Source organism: Janthinobacterium sp. GW823-FHT01H08 (assembly GCF_058797855.1).
The window spans coordinates 345,416-367,886 of sequence record NZ_CM179504.1; the positions used below are offsets into that span (position 1 = coordinate 345,416).

Here is a 22,471-nt window from a genome sequence, read left to right on the forward strand (position 1 = left end):
TATTATTTCATTTATACTCGATATATTTTCCAATTCATCAAAATTATGAGCGAGCACAATATTACCCTCGATGAAATCGATCGTCGCATCCTGAATGCCCTGCAAATTGATGCGTCGCAAACCAACAGCGAGCTGGCGCAAGCCGTACACGTCTCGGCGCCCACATGTTTGCGGCGGGTCAAGCATTTACGGGAAAGCGGCGTCATCGAGCGGCAAGTGGCCATCGTCGCGCCGCAGCTGGTGGGCGCGCGCCTGACGGCCATCGTGGAAATCACGCTCGACGTGCAGGCAGCGGAACGCATGGCCGAATTCGAGCAACTCGTGGCGGACGAGCCCGCCGTGCTGCAATGCTACCGCGTCTCGCCCGGGCCCGACTTCGTGCTGATGGTGCAGGTGGCCGACATGCCCGCCTACCACGCGCTGGCGCACCGCCTGTTTGCCGCGCACGCGAATGTGCGCAACGTGAAAAGCTATTTTTCCACGTTTCGCAGCAAGTTCGAGACGCGCATCGCTGTGTGAAGCCGGCGGGCAGAAAAGTTATCCCCGCTTATCCCAGCCTTTCTGCCCGCTTATGCACAAGTTTATCCACAGTATGAACATCACGGATTTCCACGGCCGCCGCCATCCAGCCTCGCATGAGGCCTTTCAATAAATAGACATCAGTTCCCGGATAAAACTTATCCCGGCTTATCCAGCGTTTGCCCACGCTTTAATCACAGGCTTTTGCACAGCTTTACCCACAGCAAGGCTTTACAAATTTGTCTTAAATATCCTTGCAATACAATGACTTATAAGTTATTCATGACTTATTCGCCAATTACGCACAAGCTTATCCACAATCCGGGCAGGCAAAAATCTGAGGCTACTTTCGTCGTCTGCGAGACGAGCGTGTCTGCTGGGGCACCAAACTTCGCCAGATAACTTATCCCGTCTTTTCCACAGGTTTTTCACCATTTATACGCAGCTTATACCGGGCTTATCCATCGCTTGTCCGCCTGCTTGTTCACATGTTTATCCACACACCAAAATACAGCAGAAATACTTGATGGAAATAAAGCTGCGACTTATCCCGGGTTACCAGCCAGCTTTCCACAGGATTATCCACAGGCGTAAAAAAACGCCGCCAGCCCGGACAGGCTGGCGGCGTCATGCCGGGTGAGGGCGATATCGCTTACTTGGGGATTTTCACGGGACGCGTCCAGCCGTCGATGGTCACCTGCCGCGCGCGCGACACCGTCAGCTTGCCGGCCGGCGCATCTTTCGACAAGGTCGTGCCGGCACCCAGGGTGGCGCCCTTGCCGACGGTGACGGGCGCGATCAGCTGGCTGTCGCTGCCAATGAAGGCGTCGTCTTCAATCACCGTGCGGAACTTGTTCACGCCATCGTAGTTGCAGGTGATCGTGCCGGCGCCGATGTTGACCTTCGAGCCGATGGTGGCGTCGCCGATGTAGGCCAGGTGGTTGGCCTTGCTGTGCGCGGCGACCTGGCTGTTTTTCACTTCGACGAAGTTGCCGATGTGCACGTCTTCCGCCAGAACCGTGCCCGGGCGCAGGCGCGCGTAAGGGCCGATGATGGAAGCGGCGCCGACGACGGCATCCTCGAGATGACAGAAGGGCTTGATGTGCGCGCCGGCGGCCACGGTGGCATTGATGATGACGTTGTTGGCGCCCACGCGCACGCCGTCGCCCAGTTCCACGCGGCCTTCAAATACGCAGCCGACGTCGATGGTGACATCGCGGCCGCAAATGAGTTCGCCGCGCACGTCGATGCGGGCCGGGTCCAGCAAGGTCACGCCGCGCTCGAGCAAGGCTTGCGCGATATTGTTCTGGTGGATGCGCTCCAGCTGGGCCAGCTGCACCTTGCTGTTGACGCCCGCCACTTCCCACACGGCCGCCGGGTGGGCCGAGGTGACTGCCACGCCGTCGGCGACGGCCTGGGCAACGATATCGGTCAGATAGTATTCCCCTTGGGCATTGTCATTCGACAAGGCCGACAGCCATTGCTTCAGCTGCACGGTGGGCGCGACCATGATGCCGCTGTTGATCTCGCGGATGGCGCGCTCGTCTGGCGTGGCATCTTTTTCCTCGACGATGCGCACGATGGCGCCGTGCTCGCGCACGATGCGGCCCAGGCCGAAGGGATCGTCCTGTTCCACGGTCAAAATGGCCAGCTTGTCCTTGCCGGCCGCCTGCACCAGTTGCTGCAGGGAAGCGGCGCTGGTCAGCGGCACGTCGCCGTACAGGATCAGGGTGGGCACGCTGTCATCCAGCAACGCCACCGCTTGCTGCACGGCATGACCGGTGCCCAGCTGCTGCGTTTGTTCCGCCGCGTCGATCGCCAGGTCCTGCTTGGTCTTGTAGCCGTCCAGCAACTTCAGCACCGCTGCGCCCCCATGGCCGTAAATCACGCATAATCGGGACGGCGCCAGGACGCGCGCCGTGTCGATGACGTGCGACAACAGCGGCTTGCCCGCCAACGGGTGCAATACCTTGGGCAGTGCCGACTGCATGCGTTTGCCCATACCGGCAGCGAGAATGACAACGTTCATAGACCGTAATTTTATAAGTTAAGAATATGAAAAAGTTTAACACGCAGGCCCCGTCTTCCACGTCCTTCCAGCGGTTTACTTATGCCGTGCTGGCCATCATGCTCGTCGTCATGGCCGGCTGCAGCGGCTTGCGCTTGGCCTACAACAACGGCGATACCGTGCTGTACTGGTGGCTGAACGCGTATGTCGACCTCGACCGCGACCAGAAGGGCTGGGTGCGCGAAGACATCGACAAGCTGTTCGACTGGCACCGCAAGACGCAATTGAAGGATTACGTGGAAATCTTGCGCACGGGCCAGAAACAGCTGCAAGGCAATATCACGCAGGCAGACCTGATGGCCGACTACGGCGAGATCAAGCAGCGCACCCAGGCGCTGCTGCTGAAGGCGGCGCCCGACCTGGCCGACCTGGCGCGCTCGCTCAAGCCCGACCAGATCGCGCAGATGGAAAAGAAGTTCAAGTCGAACAATGACGATTACCGCAAGAAATACCTGAGCGGCGACCAGGACAAGCGCCAAAAACTGCGTTACAAGAAAGCCATGGAGCAATTCGAACTGTGGTTCGGCAGCTTCAGCAGCGCGCAGGAAGCCATCATCCGCAAGGCGTCCGACGCGCGTCCGCTGAACAATGAGATCTGGCTCGACGAACGCATGCGGCGCCAGCAGAATGTGTTGACCCTGGTCAAGAAAGTCCACCAGGAAAAACTCGGCAAGGAAGCGGCCGCGGCCTTGATCACGACCCTGATCAAGGACAGTTTCGAGCGCCTGGAACACTCGGAACGCAAGGCCTTTTTTGACGCCTACGAAAGCAGCACGGCACAGATGATCTTGACGGTGATCAAGATCGCCACACCGGCGCAAAAAGCCCATGCCGTCAAGCGCATGCAGGGCTGGATCGACGATTTCAATTCCCTGGCCACGCAAGCCAAATAGACAGCCAGCGCCAGCAGGGGGGGATGGGGCCATATGCTATAGTGGTCGCCATCGAATTGAAGAAATCCACATGCAAAAAAAGATCAAGAAACCCGCCAAAGTCCCCGTCCACCACGCGCCGCCACCGAACCAGGTGCGCATCATCGGCGGCCAGTGGAAGCGCTCCGTGCTGCCTGTTTTGCAGGCACTGGGCTTGCGCCCGACACCGGACCGCGTGCGCGAAACCGTGTTCAACTGGATCAACCACTTGCGCGACGGCGACTGGGCCAACGCCCAGGTGCTGGACCTGTTCGCCGGCAGCGGCGCACTGGGTTTTGAAGCGGCCAGCCGCGGCGCCGCATCCGTCACCATGGTCGATACGCATACGCCCGTGATCCGCCAGCTGGAAGAAAACAAGACGAAATTGCGCGCCGACAATGTCCAGCTGCTGCGCGGCGACGCCCTGCTGACGGCGCAAGGCCTGGCAGCGCGCGGCCAGCGTTACGACCTGATCTTCCTCGATCCGCCTTACCAGCAGGATTTCCTGGCGAAAGTGTTGCCGATGTGCGCCAACCTGCTCAAGGAAGGCGGCATCGTGTACGCGGAATCGGGCTTGCCGCTGGTCTTCGATGAAGCCAGCGCACTGGAAAAGCCCGAGTGGATGGCGCCATGGGAAGTCATCCGCGCCGACAAGGCGGGCACCGTTTATTATCATTTGCTAACTTACAACAAAGTGCCGGCAACTGCCTGAATCTGCCTATAAATGAGGCAAAAAGGCTCCCTGGCCCGAGGCGCAGCACCAAGGTGGTCACCAATTTCAGGCATAATGCGCGTCTATATTGGTGCATCATCAGGGAGCCGCAATGGTTGTAGCCGTTTATCCAGGAACATTCGATCCGCTCACGCGCGGTCATGAAGATTTGGTGCGCCGCGCATCGGGTCTGTTTGACAAGCTGATCGTCGGTGTGGCCGACAGCAAGAACAAGCAGCCGTTTTTCTCGCTCGACGAACGCCTGGAAATCGCCAACGAAGTGCTCGGTCACTATCCGAATGTGCAAGTGGAAAGCTTTTCCGGCCTGCTCAAGGATTTCGTGCGCAAGCATGAAGCGCGGGTCATCGTGCGCGGCTTGCGCGCCGTCTCCGACTTCGAATACGAATTCCAGATGGCGGGCATGAACCGCTACCTGCTGCCCGATGTCGAAACCATGTTCCTGACGCCATCCGACCAGTACCAGTTCATTTCGGGCACCATCGTGCGCGAAATCGCGGCGCTGGGCGGCGACGTCTCCAAGTTTGTCTTCCCCTCGGTGAACCGCTGGCTGCAAAACAAGATTGCCGCCAACGCTGCCTCATCGCAATAAGTAAGAGTGAAATCATGGCATTACTGATCACCGACGAATGCATCAATTGCGACATTTGCGAGCCCGAGTGCCCGAATGACGCGATCTACATGGGCGCGGAAATCTACGAAATCGATCCCAACAAGTGCACTGAATGCGTGGGGCACTTTGACGAGCCGCAATGCCAGCAAGTGTGCCCTGTCAGCTGCATCCCCTTCAATCCCGCCTGGCGCGAAAGCCCGGAGCAATTGATGGCCAAGTACGAACGCCTGCAGGCGGAACTGCCTGCCGCCAAACCCTAAGCATTTCTTCCTCGCCACTTCTGCGTGGCGCCAGCTTCTGCCAACTGTTCTACACTGTGTGCTTGTGCGGACTTATCCACAGCACATGTTTCTCTACGGAGGCAGAAGATGCAAATACGCACATCCCGTTTGGGCCGCTCCCTGGCCGTCGCCTGCCTGTGCGCGGGCTTGTGCGCCGCCCTGGCGCAACCTGCGCTGGCCGTCGAAGTGGGCGGCGTCAAGCTGGACGACACGGTGCAGCTGGCCAGCCGCGAGTTGAAACTCAACGGCGCCGGCGTGCGCTACAAGGTCATCTTCAAGGTCTACACGATTGCGCTGTACCTGCCGGAAAAGAAAACCCAGCTGGCCGACATCCTGGCACTGCCCGGGCCGCGCCGCCTGGAAATCGTCATGCTGCGCGACATCACGTCCGACGAGCTGGGACAAGCGTTCATGCAGGGCTTGAAGCGCAGTTCCGACCAGGCCGACCGCACGCGCCTGCTGAGCCAGACGATGCAGTTCGGCGCCATGTTCGAAACGGTGCCCGGGCTGAAAAAGGGCGACATCCTCACCGTGGACTGGCTGCCGGAAGAGGGGACCTTGTGCAAGCTGAACGGCAAACAGGTGGGCGACATGGTGCCGGACCTGGCTTTTTACAATGCGCTGCTGAAAATCTGGATCGGCGCCCATCCGGCCGACACGGTGTTACGCGCGCATTTGCTGGGCGACGTGGCGTGATCAGCTGGCGGCGGGCGTAAAAAAAGCCGGCGCAGGCCGGCTTATCATTTGCAACAGTTGACCGCTCAGGCGCGCGTCGACAGGGCGCGCAATTCTGCGGCGTTGCTTGGCGACACGCCATCCATCTTGCCCAGAGTGCGTTGCAAGGCTTGCGCTTCGCGCATCTGCTGGCGCGCCAGGCGCTCTTCACGGCTCAGCTTGGGACGCACCACCAGCACCATGGCGCGGGCAATGCCCACCAGCAATGGCTTGAACAGCAGGGCGAAGGCGCCCACGGCGACGATCACCAGCACGAGTTGCAGGGCGTTCAGCAGGGAAATCTCCAGCACGGGTGCGGATACTGCGTACAGGGCGGAGGCGAAGGTAGACATACTGTTCCAGTGCATTATAGAATTTGCCAGTACTATAGTGCAGTGCAACATATAAATCTAATTCCATTTCTTGATACCAATTATATGAATCGTGAATGGAAAACTGTAATATTTTTTAACGAGTGAAAATATTCGTGCCCGGCGCGGTTTACACTCCTAAGTAATCAATTTTAAGTAATCAATTCAACTTTTATCTTGGGCTTTCCATGAGTTTTCTGACGCTGGATCTGAACTTGCTGCGTGTTTTCGACGCCGTCATGACGGAACAAAACCTGACGCGCGCAGCGGGCCACCTGGCGATGACGCAGCCGGCGGTATCGAACGCCATCAAACGGCTGCGCGAGAGCCTCGGTGACGAATTGCTGATCCGCACGGCGTATGGCGTGAAACCCACGCCCCGCGCCGAAGCGCTGTGGCCGTCCGTACGCTCGGCCCTGGCCAGCCTGGAAGCGGCCGTCACGCCGGAAACCTTCGACGTGTCGAAGACGCACGCCACCTTCCGCATGGCCATGGCCGACGCGACGGCCGCGTTCTGGCTGCCTTCATTGATGCGCTCGATCGAACGCGAAGCGCCTGGCGTCAACGTGCGCATGATGCCGCTGACGACGCGCGAACCGCGCCCGATGCTGCTGCGCGGCGATATCGACCTGGCCGTGGGCTTCTTTCCGGGCGTGGCGGCGCAATTGTCGAGCGAGACGGGTTCGCCCATCCGCCACGAGCGCCTGTATTCCGGCAAGTATGTATGCGTGATGCGGCGCGGCCATCCGCTGGCCGACAAGGAATTGACCCTGGATAACTATTGCGCGGCCAACCATTTACTGGTGAGCTTTTCCGGCCGCGCGCATGGCTTGATCGACGAAGCGCTGTCGCAGATCCACCGCGAACGGCGCATTTTGTTGACGGTCAACCAGTTCTTCACGGCCGGGCGCGTCGTCGCCAATTCCGACCTGATCACGGTCTTGCCGCGCCATCTGATCGCCTCGACGGGCATGACGGAGTCTCTGCTGTACAAGGATTTGCCGTTGACCTTGCCGGCCGTCCACCTGGACATGCTGTGGCACGAACGCGACGCCCGCAGCCCCGCCCACAAGTGGCTGCGCAACCACCTGGAAAGCATGAACACGCCCACGTTACGGACGGCCACGGCGGCCGGCGGCGGCGTGGCACCGAAGCCGCACGTCGAATAACACCTGTACGTAACAAAAAAACGCCTGATGTCTCAGGCGTTTTTTTTATGCGTGATTGCTGGACCGATAACCGATTCTGAAACCGCCCCAGTGCTTGCCCTCGACGTGAATCGGCACGGATAAATCGTGCATGACTTCGCCCGTGTCGCGTTTATAGGTCTGCAACAGGAAGGGCTTGGTGTTGCTGCCGCAGCGCTTGCCCGTACGGTCGCTGAAGATGCGCTTGGTGCGGTTATTCACGATATCGGTGGCGTAGTCGCCCGTCAGCGGCTGGGAAAACTTCTTGTTATGCGTTGGAAAATAGCCATTGTTGTCGACGGCGCCCGCATACGCGAGATGGGGTAACGCGGCCAGCACGCCTTCCTGCAGGTCGGGCAGCACCTTGTCCGTAAAGGCATCGAACTTCGTGTTGTGCTTGGGCGGATTGGTGTTCGGGATGGGGCGGTAGTGGCGGTCGAACAGGGCTTCGCGCGTGATGCGGCCCGAGGCGATCGCCTGCTCGAACAGTTTGCCTACCTCGCGCGCGGCGCGCTGGGCCGCCTCGCGGATCTCGTCGTGCGGCGTGGCCACGCTCGATTCGCCCAGCGCGCCGGCGATCACTTCGGCCCGCTCGGCCAGGGCCATGGCCGACTGTGTGGCACGCGGCAATTCCGCATTCGTCGACAACATGCTGTCGCGGATTTGCAGGATGGCGTCGGCGATCAGCTGCGTCGTGTCGACGTGCTCGCGCGAGGCGCGGGCGATTTGCCCGATCTCGTCCTCGGACTCGCCCGACGATTCCTCGATATGGCTGAGCGAGGCATGCACGCTTTCGACATTGCGCGCCGCTTCCGTGACACCGGTCGCCAGCGAACTCATGCCACGTGCGGCTTTTTCCGCCTGTTCATTGATTTCGCGCACCATCACGCTGATTTCATCGGACGCTTCCTTGGTGCGCTGCGCCAGTTGCCGCACTTCGCCGGCCACCACGGCAAAACCACGGCCGTGCTCGCCGGCGCGCGCCGCTTCGATGGCGGCGTTCAGCGCCAGCAAGTTGGTGCGCGCGGAAATATCGGAAATGGCTTCCGTAAAGCCCGTGATGCGTTTGGATTTTTCCTGCAAGCTCAGCATGTTGCTGGAGGCGCCTTGCGCTTCCTCGCGTGCATGATTGATGCGGCGCAAGCCCTGGTCCACTTCGGCGCGCGCCGCCACGCTTTCCACACGCACACCGGCGGCCACCTTGGCGGCCCGTTCCGCATTGGCGGCGATCTTTTCCGTCATCGCGGCATTTTGCACGGAGCTATCGGCAATGTCGCTGGCCGTGCGCACGTCGAGTTCCACCTTCTGTTTGACGGAATCGACAAAATACGAAGTTTCCGCCGCGCCGATCATGATGGCGTCGATGGCGTTGCCCACGGTGCCGGCGAACTCGTGCAAACCCGGCTCGCCGCGCGCATGGCTGGCGAACGCCAGCAGCGCGGCACCGATGGCGGCGGCCACGCAAGCGATCAGATACGGATGGTCGCCGCCCGAGAGCAGCAACAGATAGGCCAGGCAACAGGCGATGGCCATGGCCAGGATCGTGAATACAAAGAAACGCACCAGCTGATGCTGCAACTGCTTCATTTGTCCCCCGCTGCGCGAACCCGTCACGTCCCGTTGAAGGGACGTGCTGTAACCGTATGCGGGTGGGCACGATTGCCCGCCTTGCACCCTGAACGTCACGTCTATGCGGCGTTTCAGGCGGCTACCGGATAGCAGATTTGTAGTTCTACCCTACAACATTTGTTCCGATAGCTCAATCAGAAAAGTGGGGCGGCTGCACCAAGGTCACTTAATTGGCAATTTGGTGGTGTTTTTGACCTCTTCCATGACGGCATAAGTGTGGGTTTCCCGCACACCTTTTTGCAGCAAGGTCTTGCCCAGGAATTCGCGGTAGGCGGCCATGTCCTTGACGCGCGCCTTGACCAGGTAATCGAAGCCGCCGGCCACCATATGACATTCCAGTACCTCTGGAATGATTTGTACGCTATGCTTGAAGGCGTCGAACACTTCCGGTGTTGTGCGATCGAGCACCACTTCGATGAACACCAGCAGCGACACGTCGAGCAACTGCGGGTTCAACTGGGCCGTATAGCCCATGATGTAACCGGATTCGTGCAACTTGCGCACGCGCTCCAGGCAGGCGGCCGGCGACAGGTTCACGCGCGCGGCCAGCTCCACATTGCTGATGCGTCCATCGCTCTGCAATTCCATCAAGATTTTCTTACTGATCTTGTCCAGCATTCCTATCACCCCCAAATTAATATTATTTGGTTAAATTGTCGCATCAAAAACTATCTATTGCTAGTCCCCTGTATTACCAGAATTAATCCATAAGAATCCCCTTTACAATCGAATCATCTTAACGTCCGACTTTCTGTATTTTTTTGCACCAAAAAAGAGCAAGAATTACGTCAGTTTTCGTCCCCTTTTTCCTTGTAAAGAGCACTTATGCACCCTGCAGGCCCCTCGGCTTTTACCCCGATTCCTTTTGCTGCGTTCCAGGCAGAAATCCTGCCCGAAGCGACACCACAACGCGCCGCCATCACTGCCGCCTATAGGCGCGATGAGGTTTCCGCCGTGCAGTGGCTGTTGCAACAAGTGCGCCCCAGCAGTACCGAAACGATCACCGAAGGACAAGCGCTGGCGCATCGCCTGGTCTCGAACGTGCGCCAAAAACGCACACGCGCGTCCGGTGTCGATGCACTGATGCACGAGTTCTCGCTATCGTCGGAAGAGGGTGTTGCATTGATGTGTCTGGCTGAAGCGCTGTTGCGTATACCCGACAGTCAAACGGCCGACCGTTTGATCGCCGACAAAATCAGCAAGGGCGACTGGAAGAAGCACCTGGGCGAATCGCCGTCGCTGTTCGTCAATGCCGCCACCTGGGGCTTGCTGATTACGGGCAAACTGGTCAGTACCAGCAGCGAATCGGGCCTCGGTTCGGCCATGACCAAGCTCATCGCCAAAGGCGGCGAACCGCTGATCCGCAAGGGCGTCGACCTGGCCATGCGCATGCTGGGCAACCAGTTCGTGACGGGGCAAACCATCGAGGAAGCGTTGAAGAACAGCCGCGAGAATGAAACGCGCGGCTACCGTTACTCGTACGACATGCTGGGCGAGGCGGCCCTGACACAAGCCGACGCGGCCAACTATTACGCCTCGTACGAAACGGCGATCCACGCGATCGGCAAGGCATCGAACGGGCGCGGCATCCGCAACGGCCCCGGCATTTCCGTGAAACTGTCGGCCCTGCATGCGCGCTACAGCCGCGCCCAGCGCGCCCGCGTCATGGAAGAATTGCTGCCGAAGGTCAAAGCGTTGCTGTTGCTGGCCAAACAGTACAACATCGGCTTCAATATCGATGCGGAAGAAACGGACCGCCTGGAACTGTCGCTCGACCTGATGGAAGCACTGGCGTTCGATGCGGACCTGGCCGGCTTCGACGGCATCGGCTACGTGGTGCAGGCGTATCAAAAGCGCTGCCCGTTCGCCATCGATTTCCTGATCGACCTGGCGCACCGCAGCGGACGCAAGTTCATGGTGCGCCTGGTGAAAGGCGCGTACTGGGATGCGGAAGTCAAGCGCGCGCAAGTCGACGGCCAGGAAGGCTATCCCGTCTACACGCGCAAGGTCTACACGGACGTCTCTTACCTCGTGTGTGCGCAAAAACTGCTGGCTGCCAGCAGCCTGATCTACCCGCAGTTTGCCACGCACAACGCGCAAACCCTGTCGACCATTTATACCTGGGCAAAACGCGACGGTATTACCGACTATGAATTCCAGTGCCTGCACGGCATGGGCGAAACCCTGTACGACCAGGTCGTCGGCCCCGACAACCTGGACAAGCCGTGCCGCATCTACGCCCCCGTCGGCTCGCATGAAACCCTGCTGGCCTACCTGGTGCGCCGCCTGCTGGAAAACGGCGCCAACTCATCGTTCGTCAACCAGATCGTCGACGAAAGCGTGGCCATCGATAGCCTGATCCGCGATCCGCTGGAACAGGCACGCCTGCAGGGCGGCTTGCCGCACCCATCGATTCCGCTGCCGCTGGACATGTTTGGCAGCGAGCGCAGGAACTCGGCCGGCCTGGACCTGTCGAATGAAGACACCTTGCGCACCCTGGCCACCGGCCTGGCGCAGCAGCAGACATGGCAGGCGGCGCCGCTGATCGATGGCGCCGTCAGCCTGAATACGCCGATGCAAGTCATCCACAATCCGGCCCAGCACGACGATGTCGTGGGCAAGGTCATGGAAGCCGGCCCGGCCGACGTGGAAACGGCGCTGGCCAGCGCCAGCGCGTATGCCATGGATTGGCAAATGACGGAACCGTCGGTCCGCGCGCAAGCGTTGCTGCGCGCCGCCGACCTGTTCGAGGAACACCATATTGAGCTGATGGCCCTGGCCGTGCGCGAAGCGGGCAAGTCGCTGCCGAACGCGATCGCGGAAATCCGCGAAGCCGTCGACTTCCTGCGCTACTACGCGGCGCAGGTGGAACACGCGCCAAACACCCTGGCGCTCGGTCCCGTCACCTGCATCAGCCCGTGGAATTTCCCGCTGGCCATCTTTACGGGCCAGCTGGCCGCCGCGCTTGCCGCCGGCAACGTGGTGCTGGCCAAGCCGGCCGAGCAAACGCCGCTGATCGCCCACCGCGCCGTGCAATTGCTGCATGCGGCGGGCGTGCCGCGCGGTGCGCTGCAATTCTTGCCCGGCAGCGGAGAAGTGGTCGGGGCCGGCCTGTGCAATGACGCGCGCGTGAAAGGCGTGATTTTCACGGGCTCGACTGAAGTGGCGCAGTTGATCAACCGCAACCTGGCCGCGCGCGCCGTGGCCGAAGGCATCGACATTCCCCTGATCGCCGAAACGGGCGGCCAGAACGCGCTGATCGTCGATTCGTCCGCCTTGCCGGAACAGGTGGTGCAGGACGTGATGTCGTCCGCTTTTGACAGCGCCGGCCAGCGCTGCTCGGCCTTGCGCGTGCTGTTCCTGCAAACGGAAATCGCCGACAAGACCATCCATATGCTGAAAGGTGCCATGCAGGAATTGCGCGTTGGCAATCCTGACCGCCTGGCGACCGATATCGGTCCCGTCATCGATGCGGAAGCGCAAGGTAACTTGCTGGCGCATATCAACAAGATGAAAACCATGGCCATCGACCATTATTCGCTCGATTTGCCGACCGTCAAAGGCACGTTCGTCGCCCCGACCGTGTTGGAAATCAAGTCGCTGGCGCAATTGACGCAGGAAGTCTTCGGCCCCGTGCTGCACGTGATCCGCTACAAGCGGGCCGAACTGCCGCAACTGGTGCAATCGATCAACGACAGCGGTTACGGCTTGACCCTGGGCATCCATACGCGCATCGATGAAACCATCGCTTTCATCACCCAGCGCGCGCACGTGGGCAATATTTATGTGAACCGTAACATCGTTGGCGCCGTCGTCGGCGTGCAGCCGTTCGGCGGCGAAGGCAAATCGGGCACGGGACCGAAAGCCGGTGGCCCCCTGTATCTGAAACGCCTGCAGCGCAATGCGCCGGCCGGCGCGCAGCACCAGCGCCAGGCGCCGCCCGCGCTCGACGCGCTGACCGTGTGGGCGAAGATGCATGGCCACGACAAGGTCGAGCAACTGGCGCAGGAATACGCACGCACCACCTTGCTGGGCAGCACCACCGTCTTGCCAGGCCCGACGGGCGAGCGCAATACCCTGAGCTTTGCCGCACGGGGCACGATTCTGTGCGCGGCGGCCACCTCCGGCACCTTGATGAACCAGCTGGCGGCCGTCCTGGCCACCGGTAACCAGGCCCTGGTGCTGGCGCAAGCGCCGGAGCTGATCCCGGGTGATTTGCCGGCCGCGCTGAAGGACCGCATCCAGATCGTCAGCAGCCTCGAGTCGGTCAAGCAGGATTTCCAGATCGCCATGATCGAGCCTAGCCTCGATGGCCAGCTCAAACCGCTGCTGGCGGCACGGGAAGGGGCCCTGGTGGCCACCATCGCCACCACGCAAGACGGTGCCATCCCCCTGTGGCGCCTGGTCGCTGAGCGGGCGCTGTGCGTGAATACGACGGCGGCCGGTGGTAACGCGAGTTTGATGATGCTCAGCGTCTAATATTTAAGCAGGTCATCAACGCAAAAAGGGCAGAACCAGTGGTTCTGCCCTTTTTTTATGCACGCTAGCTGAAACATCAGCCAGCCAGGCGCTGGCATAGCTGCTGAATCACTGCAAACGCATACGGCGAAGCGACGGATTGCACGAAACGCATGAAGTCGACGGCCGCCTCCTCATTCGCGTTGTCGGAAATGGTGCGCATGACCGTAAACGGCACGCCGAGTTCAAAACACACTTGCGCCACGGCGGCGCCTTCCATTTCGACGGCCAGCAAATCAGGGATATCCGCTTTCAGCTGGTTGATATGCGCGGCGCTGCTGATGAACTGGTCGCCGCTGGCGATCAGGCCGCGGTGTACTTTGGCGTGCTGCAAGCCAAATGCCGCGATATCGGCCGCCTTGAGCACGCTGGAAACATCGTCACGCAGGAAATCTTCCGCGGCAGCTGCCAGTTGCGTGCTCAATTCCAGATCCGTGGCGAAGCGCTGCAGTCCCGTCAGCGGCACTTCGAAGCGGGGAAACAAAGGTCGGGCGTCCATATCATGCTGCAGCAGCGATTCGGCCACCACGATGTCGCCCACTTTCACGTGTTTATCCCCACTGCCGGCCACGCCGGTGAAGACGATGTGGGTAACTCCGTACTTTTCCACAAGGATAGAAGCTGTCATGGCAGCGGCAACCTTGCCCAGACGCGACAGGACGCACACAGCGTCGATATTCCACAGGGTTCCCAGGGTGTAGTCACGCATGCCGTGCGAACGCCTCTGGGGGCCTTGCATGGCTTCTACCAGCCCCTGCTGTTCTTCGTGCAAGGCACTGATGATGCCTAAACGCATTTTTTTGTGTGAATTCATGCTGTTTTTACAGGTTTTTGAGATTGCAAAACGGTTTACAGGGTGAAAACAGCCGTTTCGGTGACTTTTCCACCGTGCGCGTTTGTCTCTGTGTTTTAAATAAAGATGTATACATAAAAATAGTAGTGATAGTAAACGGCCATTTTTTTGTGGATAAGTCGGTATACCATCGAAAAATCATCAACTTAGCGCACAAAAAAGTAGGCGCACAAGCATTGTATCCAGCGAGGACTTGTTTGGGATAAAAATTGGCTTGTGGACAAAGATCGACTTTTCCCACATCTCATCCTGTGGATATGCAGGCACTTATCCACACCGGCAAGCAAAAATCGCGTTTTTTCTTGCTGCAGTGACATGTTTGACGGGATTTGTGTGTACTGACTCCTGTCTGGCAATCGAAGCTGAGCGATCATGAACGCTGTTCTTTCACGAACATCGGCCTCCAGGTGATTCCTGGAAGACGGTTTGGCAGTGGGTAGCACTGTTGCCGTTGGCTTTTTTTCTGACGGTTTTTGCATGCTTTTTGGAAATATCCCCGGACTTCCGCTTTTTTTGTCGTTTTACAATAGAGCTATATATAAAAATAGTAGTAATAGTAAACGCGTTTTTTTCTGTGGATAAGTCACTTTTTTTCAACAGGATCAACCGTTTACGCGCAAAATAAAGCGTGCATAATCGCTGTATCCCGCGAGGAGCAAAATTGTATAAAATGCGGGCCTGCGCAAAAGTTCGTGTTTACTCACAAGTCATCCTGTGGATATCAAGTGACTTATCCACAATCGTCTCAAATACCCCCTCTTTTCGACATCGCACCGTCTCTTGGCCGAATACCTGGCCAGGACGGTTGACGTTTCCATTTTGCAAAACGGTTTGGCAGTGCAGTGCGCGTGATGCCGGCCGTGCCGGTTTTCGTCGCTCAGTTGTTGGCGCGATTTTTTTTTGTCAGTGAAAGCAGGTCGCCGTTTTTTTTTGAAGACAGGTTTGTGAATCTTCCCGAAGGAAAGGGCAGACAAAGCGCGCGTTGTCCGGTTTACCTTAACAAGATCGTATACAAGAATAGTAATAGTAGTTAACGGCGACATCTTCTGTGGATAAGTCCTGATTTATCCTTGTAAACAATCGCTTGGCGTACGGATAAACGCTGAGTAAGGGTTGTATCTGCCGGGGATGGTTTTGGGATAAAAAAAAGCGTCCAAAAAAATTTTCGTTTACTCACATATCGTACCTGTGGATATCCATACGGTTATCCACAGCTTGGCGGCCTTGTTTTTGAGCTTAGCGTGACGCTCGCCCATATCGCTGGCCACGATTAATGTCGCCCTGGCCCGGCACTGGTGGTAATCTCAAGGCGGCTCAGCAGCCATGCATGCATGAAGAAAGACAGACTCTGGTAAAGGGACGCGGTGGGGAGACACGCCGCGCGACAGCTTGATGGCATACCGAAAGGAGCTTCATTGGAATCGGCAGGCGAATACGACTACATCATCGTGGGCGGCGGCACGGCAGGTTGCGTGCTGGCCAACCGGCTCACGCGCGACAAGGATGCCAACGTTTTGCTCGTGGAAGCGGGCGGCAAGGACGATTACGTGTGGATCCACATCCCCGTCGGCTATCTGCATTGCATCGGCAACCCCCGCACGGACTGGTTGTATACCACGCAGGCGGACGCGGGCCTGGGCGGGCGCAGCCTGATCTATCCGCGCGGCAAAGTGCTCGGGGGCAGCTCTTCCATCAACGGCATGATCTACATGCGTGGCCAGGCCGGCGATTACGATCACTGGGCCGACCTGACGGACGACGCTTCGTGGCGCTGGGACAAAGTCTTGCCGCTATTTAAACAAAGCGAGGATTATTACGGCGGTGCCTCGGAAAACCATGGCGTCGGTGGCGAGTGGCGCGTGGAAAAACAGCGCCTGTCGTGGGATATTTTGAATGCGTTCCGCGACGCGGCGCAGCAGGTGGGCATCCCGAAAACCAGCGATTTCAATGGCGGCGACAATAGCGGCAGCGCGTATTTCGACGTCAATCAGCGCCGCGGCATTCGCTGGAATACCTCGAAAGCGTTCTTGAAACCGGCCGCGCGCCGGCCGAACCTGACGATCATGACGGGCTGCCACGTGGAACGTCTGCTGCTGGAAACGACGGAAACGGGGCCGCGCTGCACGGGCATCGTGTTTACGGGCGGCGGCACGCAGTGGCAGGCGACGGCCAAACGGGAAACCTTGCTGACGGCGGGTGCCATCGGTTCGCCCCAATTGCTGCAATTGTCCGGCATCGGCCCGGCCGCCTTGCTGCGCGAACACGGCATCACGCCCGTGCTGGACTCGGCTGGCGTGGGCGGCAATTTGCAAGACCATTTGCAGCTGCGTATGGTGTACAAGGTGCAGGGCGTCAAGACCTTGAACGTGATGGCCAGCAATATCGTCGGAAAAATGCAGATCGGCTTGCAATATGCGCTGTTCCAGAGCGGGCCCATGTCGATGGCGCCGTCGCAGCTGGGGGCGTTCGCCAAGTCCGACCCGCAGCAAGCCACGCCGAATCTGCAATACCACGTGCAGCCGCTGTCGCTCGACAAATTCGGCGAACCCTTGCATGCGTTTCCCGCGTTTACGGCCAGCGTCTGTAATTTGCGTCCCACCTCGCGCGGCCATGTGCACATCGCCAGCGCCGACAGCTATGCGGCGCCGAAGATCGTGCCCAATTACCTGAGTACCGAGCAGGACCGCGCCGTGGCGGCCGACGCCTTGCGCCTGACGCGCGCCATCGCCGCCGCGCCGGCCCTGAAAAAATTCGCTCCCGAAGAATACAAGCCGGGCGTGCAATTCCAGAGCCAGGAAGAGCTGGCGCAGGCGGCCAGCCAGATCGGCACCACCATCTTCCACCCGGTGGGCACCTGCCGCATGGGTCTGGCCAGCGAGGCCTCTAGCGTGGTCGACAGCTCCCTGCGCGTGATCGGCGTAGATGGTTTACGTGTCGTCGATGCCTCGATCATGCCGTACATTACTTCTGGTAACACGAACTCGCCCACCGTGATGATCGCGGAAAAAGCGGCGCAAATGATACACGCGGCCTGGAAATAGCGGGGCAAGCGTGCGAGTTTGCGCCATTCGGGCTGGCGAAAAATCCCCGTAGTTATACTGTATTGTGCGTTAAATTTAAGTTGTGTATTATAAAAATGACTAAGTAGTACAAAAAGTACAACTAGGAGACACGATGTCAAACGTAATCTTGGAAACAAGAAATTTGACCAAGGAATTCAAGGGTTTCACCGCTGTGAGCGAGGTGAACCTGAAGGTAGAGCGGGGCCATATCCACGCCTTGATCGGTCCTAACGGCGCCGGCAAGACCACGTGTTTCAACTTGCTCACCAAATTCCTGGTCCCCACATCCGGACAGATCCTGTTCAATGGGAAAGATATCACGGCCGCCAAACCGGCCCAGATCGCGCGCATGGGCGTGATCCGTTCCTTCCAGATTTCCGCCGTCTTCCCGCATCTGTCCGTGCTGCAGAATGTGCGCATCGGCTTGCAGCGCCAGCTCGGTACCTCGTTCCATTTCTGGCAAAGCGAACGTGCCTTGAACCAGCTCAACGACCGCGCCATGGCCTTGCTGGCCGAAGTCGACCTGACGGAGTTTGCCGACACCATCACGGTCGACATGCCCTACGGACGCAAGCGGGCGCTGGAAATTGCCACCACCCTGGCGATGGAGCCGGAAATGATGCTGCTCGATGAACCGACGCAAGGCATGGGCCACGAAGACGTGCACCGCGTCACCGAGCTGATCAAAAAAGTGTCGGCCGGCCGCACGATTTTGATGGTGGAACACAATATGAGCGTGGTCTCTGGCATCTGTGACAAGATTTCCGTCCTGCAGCGCGGCGCCATGCTGGCCGAGGGCAGTTACGCGGAAGTGTCGCGCAATCCGCAAGTGATGGAAGCCTACATGGGCACCACCCACGCCGAACTGGAAGGGGCGCATTGATGGCGACACAAGTGAATGGTGGCGCACCCGCGCTGGAAATTACGCAACTGCACACCTGGTATGGCGAATCGCACATCCTGCACGACGTCAACCTGAAAGTGGAGCAGGGCGAAGTGGTGACTTTGCTGGGCCGCAACGGCGCCGGCCGCACGACCACCTTGCGCGCCATCATGGGGCTGACGGGCGCACGCACGGGCTCCATCAAAGTCAATGGCAGCGAAGCGATAGGTTTGGCCACGCACAAAATCGCCCACCTGGGTATCGGTTACTGTCCTGAAGAGCGCGGCATTTTCTCGTCGCTGTCGACCGAGGAAAACCTGCTGCTGCCGCCGACCCTGGCCAGCGGCGAGAAGGGCATGTCGGTGGAGGAAATCTACGCCATGTTCCCGAATTTGCAGGAGCGCCGCCACAGCCAGGGCACGCGCCTGTCGGGCGGGGAGCAGCAGATGCTGGCCGTGGCGCGCATCCTGCGCACGGGCGCCCGTTTGCTGCTGCTCGATGAAATTTCCGAAGGCCTGGCACCCGTCATCGTGCAGGGCCTGGCGCGCATGATTACCACCCTGAAGGCAAAGGGCTACACCATCGTCATGGTGGAACAGAATTTCCGGTTTGCCGCGCCGCTGGCGGACCGGTTTTATGTGATGGAGCACGGTCAGATCGTCGAGACTTTTGCTGCATCCGAACTGGAAGCCAAGATGCCGGTATTGACCGAGCTGCTTGGCGTGTAATGCCCATGTAGTTCCGTATCGTCGTCGAGCAATCGTTTAAATAGCAAACAATAATCCCAACGGAGACACTATGAAACGTAACGCTATCGCCATTGCCACCGCCACTCTTTGCGCCCTGGGCTTTTCCGCCGCCGCGCACGCCCAGGTATCGGGCGATACCATCAAGATCGGTTTTATTTCCGACATGTCAGGCGTGTATTCCGACGTCGACGGCCTCGGTGGCGCGGAAGCCATCAAGATGGCGATCGCCGATGCCGGCGTGGTACTGGCCGGCAAAAAGGTGGAATTCATTTCCGCCGACCATCAAAACAAGGCCGACATCGCCGCCTCGAAGGCACGCGAATGGTTCGACCAGCAGGGCGTCGACATGCTGATCGGCGGCACCAATTCCGGCGCCAGCCTGGCCATGGCCAAGGTCGCGGCGGAAAAGAAGAAAATCTTCATTGCCATCGGTGCCGGCTCCTCGCGCCTGACGAACGAAGAATGCACGCCGTACACCGTGCATTACGCCTACGACACAGTGGCGCTGGCGCGCGGCACGGGCGGCACCATCGTCAAGCAGGGCGGCAAGAACTGGTATTTCATGACGGCCGACTATGCGTTTGGCCATTCGCTGGAAAAAGACACGGCCGAGGTCGTCAAGGCGGCCGGCGGCAAGGTGCTGGGCAGCGTCAAGCATCCGCTGGGCGCCTCGGATTTCTCGTCCTTCCTGCTGCAGGCGCAAGCGGCCAAACCGCAGATCCTCGGTCTGGCCAATGCGGGTGGCGACGCCATCAACAGCATCAAGGCGGCCAACGAGTTCGGCCTGACGAAATCGATGAAACTGGCCGGCTTGCTGATCTTCATCAACGACATCCATTCGCTGGGCCTGAACCTGACGCAGGGCATGTACCTGACCGATGGCTGGTACTGGGACTTGAATCCTGAAACGCGCGCCTGGTCGAAACGCTATTTCGCCAAGATGAAGAAGGAGCCGTCGATGCTGCAGGCGGCCGACTATTCGGCCGCGGCGAACTACCTGAAAGCCGTCAAGGCGATCGGCACGGATGACACCGAGAAAGTCATGGCGTATCTGAAGAAGACCAAGATCAACGACATGTTCACCCAGAATGGCGAAGTACGCCCCGATGGCCGCATGGTGCACGATATGTATTTGATGGAAGTCAAGAAACCGTCCGAGTCGAAATACCCATGGGATTACTACAAGGTGGTCGCCACCGTGCCCGGTGCACAGGCGTATGTGACCAAGGCCGAATCGAAGTGTTCGCTGTGGAAGTAACGCTGTAGCAATCCCTGTGGATCGCCCGCCGCCGCGCGGGCGCTCTGTCCTGCATGCGCTTCGCTCGCAGGGTTCGCCTTGCGCCGCCGCACCCGTTTGCGGTGGCGCGTTTCCCTTGATACCACACCGCTACCCGGCGGTGCTTTTTATACTGTGATGCCATGGAAATTTTCGGCGTTCCATTACAAGCGATGATGAGCCAGCTGCTGCTGGGTCTCGTCAACGGCTCGTTCTATGCCATGTTGTCTCTCGGTCTGGCCGTCATCTTCGGCTTGCTCAACGTTATTAATTTCTCGCACGGCGCCATGTATATGATGGGTGCCTTCCTGGCCTGGATGGGCCTCAGCTATTTCGACATCAATTACTGGGCCATGCTGGTCATCGCCCCGATCCTCGTCGGCCTGCTCGGCATCCTGATCGAAAAGACCATGCTGCGCTGGCTGTATAAACTCGACCACCTGTATGGCTTGCTGCTGACCTTCGGCATCACCCTGATCATGGAGGGCGTGTTCCGCTCGTTTTATGGCGTCTCGGGTCAGCCGTATGCCGTACCCGAAGCGCTGGCCGGCGCGACGGACCTCGGCTTCATGATCTTGCCGAACTACCGCGCCTGGGTGGTGATCGCCTCGCTCTCCGTCTGCCTGGCCACCTGGTTCGTCATCGAGAAAACCAAGCTCGGCGCCTACCTGCGGGCCGGCACGGAAAACCCGAAACTGGTGGAGGCGTTCGGCATCAACGTGCCGCTGATGGTGACCTTGACCTTCGGCTTCGGCGTGGCGCTGGCCGGTTTCGCCGGCGTGCTGGCGGCGCCGATCATCCAGGTTTCGCCGCTGATGGGCTCGAACCTGATCATCGTCGTATTTGCCGTGGTGGTGATCGGCGGCATGGGTTCCATCATGGGTTCCATCCTGACGGGCCTGGGCCTGGGCGTGATCGAGGGCCTGACCCGCGTGTTCTACCCGGAAGGCTCGGCCACCGTGGTGTTCGTGGTGATGGTCATCGTGCTGCTGCTGCGTCCCGCCGGCCTGTTCGGCAAAGAAAAGTAATCCTCATCAGTCATGTATTGGAGCTACCACGATGAATAAGAATGTAGGCTACGCCATTGCCCTGCTGCTGGCGTTGGCGGCCCCGTTTTACGGCTACCCCGTCTTCCTGATGAAGTTGCTGTGCTTTGCCCTGTTTGCCTGCGCTTTCAACTTGTTGATCGGCTACACGGGTTTGCTGTCGTTCGGCCACGCGGCATTTTTTGGCGGCGCCGGCTATGTCACCGGTTATGCGCTGCGCACCTGGGGCTGGCCGACGGAACTGGGCTTGCTGGCGGGCGTCGCCACGGGCGCCTTGCTGGGCCTGGTGATCGGCGGCCTGGCGATCCGCCGCCAGGGCATCTACTTTACGATGATCACCCTGGCGCTGGCGCAGATGGTGTACTTCCTGGCCTTGCGCCTGCCGTTCACGGGCGGCGAGGACGGCTTGCAGGGTGTTCCACGTGGAACCTTGCTGGGTACGATAGACCTGGCCAACGACACGGTACTGTACTACGTCGTGCTGGCCATTTTTGTCGCCGGCTTCGCCCTGATCGTGCGCACCATCCATTCGCCGTTCGGACAGGTGCTCAAGGCGATCAAGGAAAACGAACCACGCGCCATCTCGCTCGGCTACGACGTCAACAAGTACAAGCTGATGGCCATCGTGCTGTCGGCGTCGCTGGCCGCCCTGGCCGGCGCCACCAAGACCCTGGTGCTGGGCTTTGAGACCTTGACCGATGTGTACTGGGGCATGTCGGGCCTGGTCGTGCTGATGACCTTGGTGGGCGGCATGGGCACCTTGTCCGGCCCCATCCTCGGCGCCGTGCTGATCATCGCGCTGGAAAACAAGCTGGGCGATGTCGGCACCTACCTGGCCACGCACACGGGCATCGAGTGGTTCGGTACCCTGGGCGAATCGGTGGGCATGGTCACGGGCGTGATCTTCGTCATCTGCGTGCTGCTGTTCCGGCGCGGCATCGTCGGCGAAGCCATCGCGCGCTTCGGCGGCAGGGCGGCCAAAGCCGCTGTCTGATTTTCAAGCAACGCCGGACGATTCGTCCGGCGTTTTTCATTGTGCGTCCACTGTTACTTCAACGGAG

The 22,471-nt window shown here is 59.4% G+C and carries 19 protein-coding genes; 14 read left to right on the forward strand and 5 right to left on the reverse strand.

Going from position 1 to position 22,471, the window contains the following annotated elements; translation table 11 throughout:
- Positions 1–45 precede the first annotated feature (45 nt).
- Entirely contained in the window at positions 46–519 is a 474-nt protein-coding gene (locus AC3RCG_RS01465; RefSeq protein WP_070217697.1) for an Lrp/AsnC family transcriptional regulator, read from the forward strand.
- Positions 520–1,171: 652 nt separating this feature from the next.
- Here AC3RCG_RS01465 and glmU read toward each other — a convergent pair.
- Positions 1,172–2,548, reverse strand: a complete 1,377-nt coding sequence (gene glmU, locus AC3RCG_RS01470; protein WP_070288914.1) for a bifunctional UDP-N-acetylglucosamine diphosphorylase/glucosamine-1-phosphate N-acetyltransferase GlmU — start codon at positions 2,546–2,548, stop codon at positions 1,172–1,174.
- Between the two features lie 26 nt (positions 2,549–2,574).
- On the opposite strand from glmU, the gene AC3RCG_RS01475 reads away from it, so the two are divergent.
- From AC3RCG_RS01475 to AC3RCG_RS01495, 5 genes are all read left to right on the forward strand, one after another.
- On the forward strand, positions 2,575–3,480 hold the full coding sequence (locus AC3RCG_RS01475; RefSeq protein ID WP_492402475.1) for a DUF6279 family lipoprotein: 906 nt from the start codon (positions 2,575–2,577) through the stop codon (positions 3,478–3,480).
- Positions 3,481–3,550: 70 nt separating this feature from the next.
- Positions 3,551–4,210, forward strand: a complete 660-nt coding sequence (gene rsmD / locus AC3RCG_RS01480) for a 16S rRNA (guanine(966)-N(2))-methyltransferase RsmD (RefSeq protein ID WP_121670785.1) — start codon at positions 3,551–3,553, stop codon at positions 4,208–4,210.
- Between the two features lie 112 nt (positions 4,211–4,322).
- Positions 4,323–4,820 (forward strand): pantetheine-phosphate adenylyltransferase, encoded by a 498-nt coding sequence (coaD, locus tag AC3RCG_RS01485; RefSeq protein ID WP_034752633.1) that lies wholly within the window; start codon positions 4,323–4,325, stop codon positions 4,818–4,820.
- Positions 4,821–4,834: 14 nt separating this feature from the next.
- The gene (locus tag AC3RCG_RS01490) at positions 4,835–5,101 is read left to right on the forward strand and encodes a YfhL family 4Fe-4S dicluster ferredoxin (protein WP_070218911.1); all 267 of its coding nucleotides are present in this window, start codon (positions 4,835–4,837) and stop codon (positions 5,099–5,101) included.
- 108 nt (positions 5,102–5,209) lie between these two features.
- Positions 5,210–5,818, forward strand: coding sequence for a chalcone isomerase family protein (locus AC3RCG_RS01495; RefSeq protein WP_492402474.1), 609 nt, complete (start codon positions 5,210–5,212; stop codon positions 5,816–5,818).
- Positions 5,819–5,883: 65 nt separating this feature from the next.
- Here the strand turns inward: AC3RCG_RS01495 and AC3RCG_RS01500 are convergent, their stop codons facing one another.
- Positions 5,884–6,189 carry a hypothetical protein gene (locus AC3RCG_RS01500; RefSeq protein ID WP_070218913.1) on the reverse strand — a complete coding sequence of 102 codons (306 nt, stop codon included), beginning with the start codon at positions 6,187–6,189 and terminating at the stop codon, positions 5,884–5,886.
- A gap of 206 nt (positions 6,190–6,395) precedes the next feature.
- On the opposite strand from AC3RCG_RS01500, the gene AC3RCG_RS01505 reads away from it, so the two are divergent.
- Positions 6,396–7,376, forward strand: a complete 981-nt coding sequence (locus AC3RCG_RS01505; RefSeq protein ID WP_034783859.1) for a LysR family transcriptional regulator — start codon at positions 6,396–6,398, stop codon at positions 7,374–7,376.
- A 45-nt stretch (positions 7,377–7,421) separates the two neighbouring features.
- Here the strand turns inward: AC3RCG_RS01505 and AC3RCG_RS01510 are convergent, their stop codons facing one another.
- Together AC3RCG_RS01510 and AC3RCG_RS01515 are read right to left on the reverse strand one after the other, a co-directional pair.
- Positions 7,422–8,981, reverse strand: coding sequence for a methyl-accepting chemotaxis protein (locus AC3RCG_RS01510; protein ID WP_492402473.1), 1,560 nt, complete (start codon positions 8,979–8,981; stop codon positions 7,422–7,424).
- 204 nt (positions 8,982–9,185) lie between these two features.
- Positions 9,186–9,641 carry an Lrp/AsnC ligand binding domain-containing protein gene (locus tag AC3RCG_RS01515; protein ID WP_010393827.1) on the reverse strand — a complete coding sequence of 152 codons (456 nt, stop codon included), beginning with the start codon at positions 9,639–9,641 and terminating at the stop codon, positions 9,186–9,188.
- 207 nt (positions 9,642–9,848) lie between these two features.
- Here AC3RCG_RS01515 and putA point away from each other — a divergent pair, with 207 nt between their 5' ends.
- Positions 9,849–13,502, forward strand: a complete 3,654-nt coding sequence (gene putA, locus AC3RCG_RS01520) for a trifunctional transcriptional regulator/proline dehydrogenase/L-glutamate gamma-semialdehyde dehydrogenase (RefSeq protein ID WP_492402472.1) — start codon at positions 9,849–9,851, stop codon at positions 13,500–13,502.
- A gap of 76 nt (positions 13,503–13,578) precedes the next feature.
- On the opposite strand, the gene AC3RCG_RS01525 is transcribed toward putA, so the two are convergent.
- Positions 13,579–14,355 (reverse strand): 5'-methylthioadenosine/adenosylhomocysteine nucleosidase, encoded by a 777-nt coding sequence (locus AC3RCG_RS01525; protein WP_492402471.1) that lies wholly within the window; start codon positions 14,353–14,355, stop codon positions 13,579–13,581.
- A 1,454-nt stretch (positions 14,356–15,809) separates the two neighbouring features.
- Here AC3RCG_RS01525 and AC3RCG_RS01530 point away from each other — a divergent pair.
- The 6 genes from AC3RCG_RS01530 to AC3RCG_RS01555 all read left to right on the forward strand — a co-directional run bounded on the left by AC3RCG_RS01530 (position 15,810) and on the right by AC3RCG_RS01555 (position 22,404).
- Entirely contained in the window at positions 15,810–17,435 is a 1,626-nt protein-coding gene (locus AC3RCG_RS01530; protein ID WP_492402470.1) for a GMC family oxidoreductase, read from the forward strand.
- 133 nt (positions 17,436–17,568) lie between these two features.
- Positions 17,569–18,339, forward strand: a complete 771-nt coding sequence (locus AC3RCG_RS01535) for an ABC transporter ATP-binding protein (protein ID WP_035823437.1) — start codon at positions 17,569–17,571, stop codon at positions 18,337–18,339.
- Positions 18,339–19,067, forward strand: a complete 729-nt coding sequence (locus AC3RCG_RS01540) for an ABC transporter ATP-binding protein (RefSeq protein ID WP_070218917.1) — start codon at positions 18,339–18,341, stop codon at positions 19,065–19,067. The genes AC3RCG_RS01535 and AC3RCG_RS01540 overlap by 1 nt, the downstream gene beginning before the upstream one ends.
- 70 nt (positions 19,068–19,137) lie before the next feature.
- Positions 19,138–20,346, forward strand: coding sequence for an ABC transporter substrate-binding protein (locus tag AC3RCG_RS01545; RefSeq protein ID WP_492402469.1), 1,209 nt, complete (start codon positions 19,138–19,140; stop codon positions 20,344–20,346).
- Between the two features lie 161 nt (positions 20,347–20,507).
- A complete protein-coding gene (locus AC3RCG_RS01550) occupies positions 20,508–21,392 on the forward strand; it encodes a branched-chain amino acid ABC transporter permease (RefSeq protein WP_070218919.1) in 885 nt (294 codons plus the stop codon).
- A 31-nt stretch (positions 21,393–21,423) separates the two neighbouring features.
- Complete coding sequence (locus AC3RCG_RS01555) at positions 21,424–22,404, forward strand: branched-chain amino acid ABC transporter permease (protein WP_070218920.1); 981 nt, start codon at positions 21,424–21,426, stop codon at positions 22,402–22,404.
- The last annotated feature ends 67 nt before the right edge of the window (positions 22,405–22,471 follow it).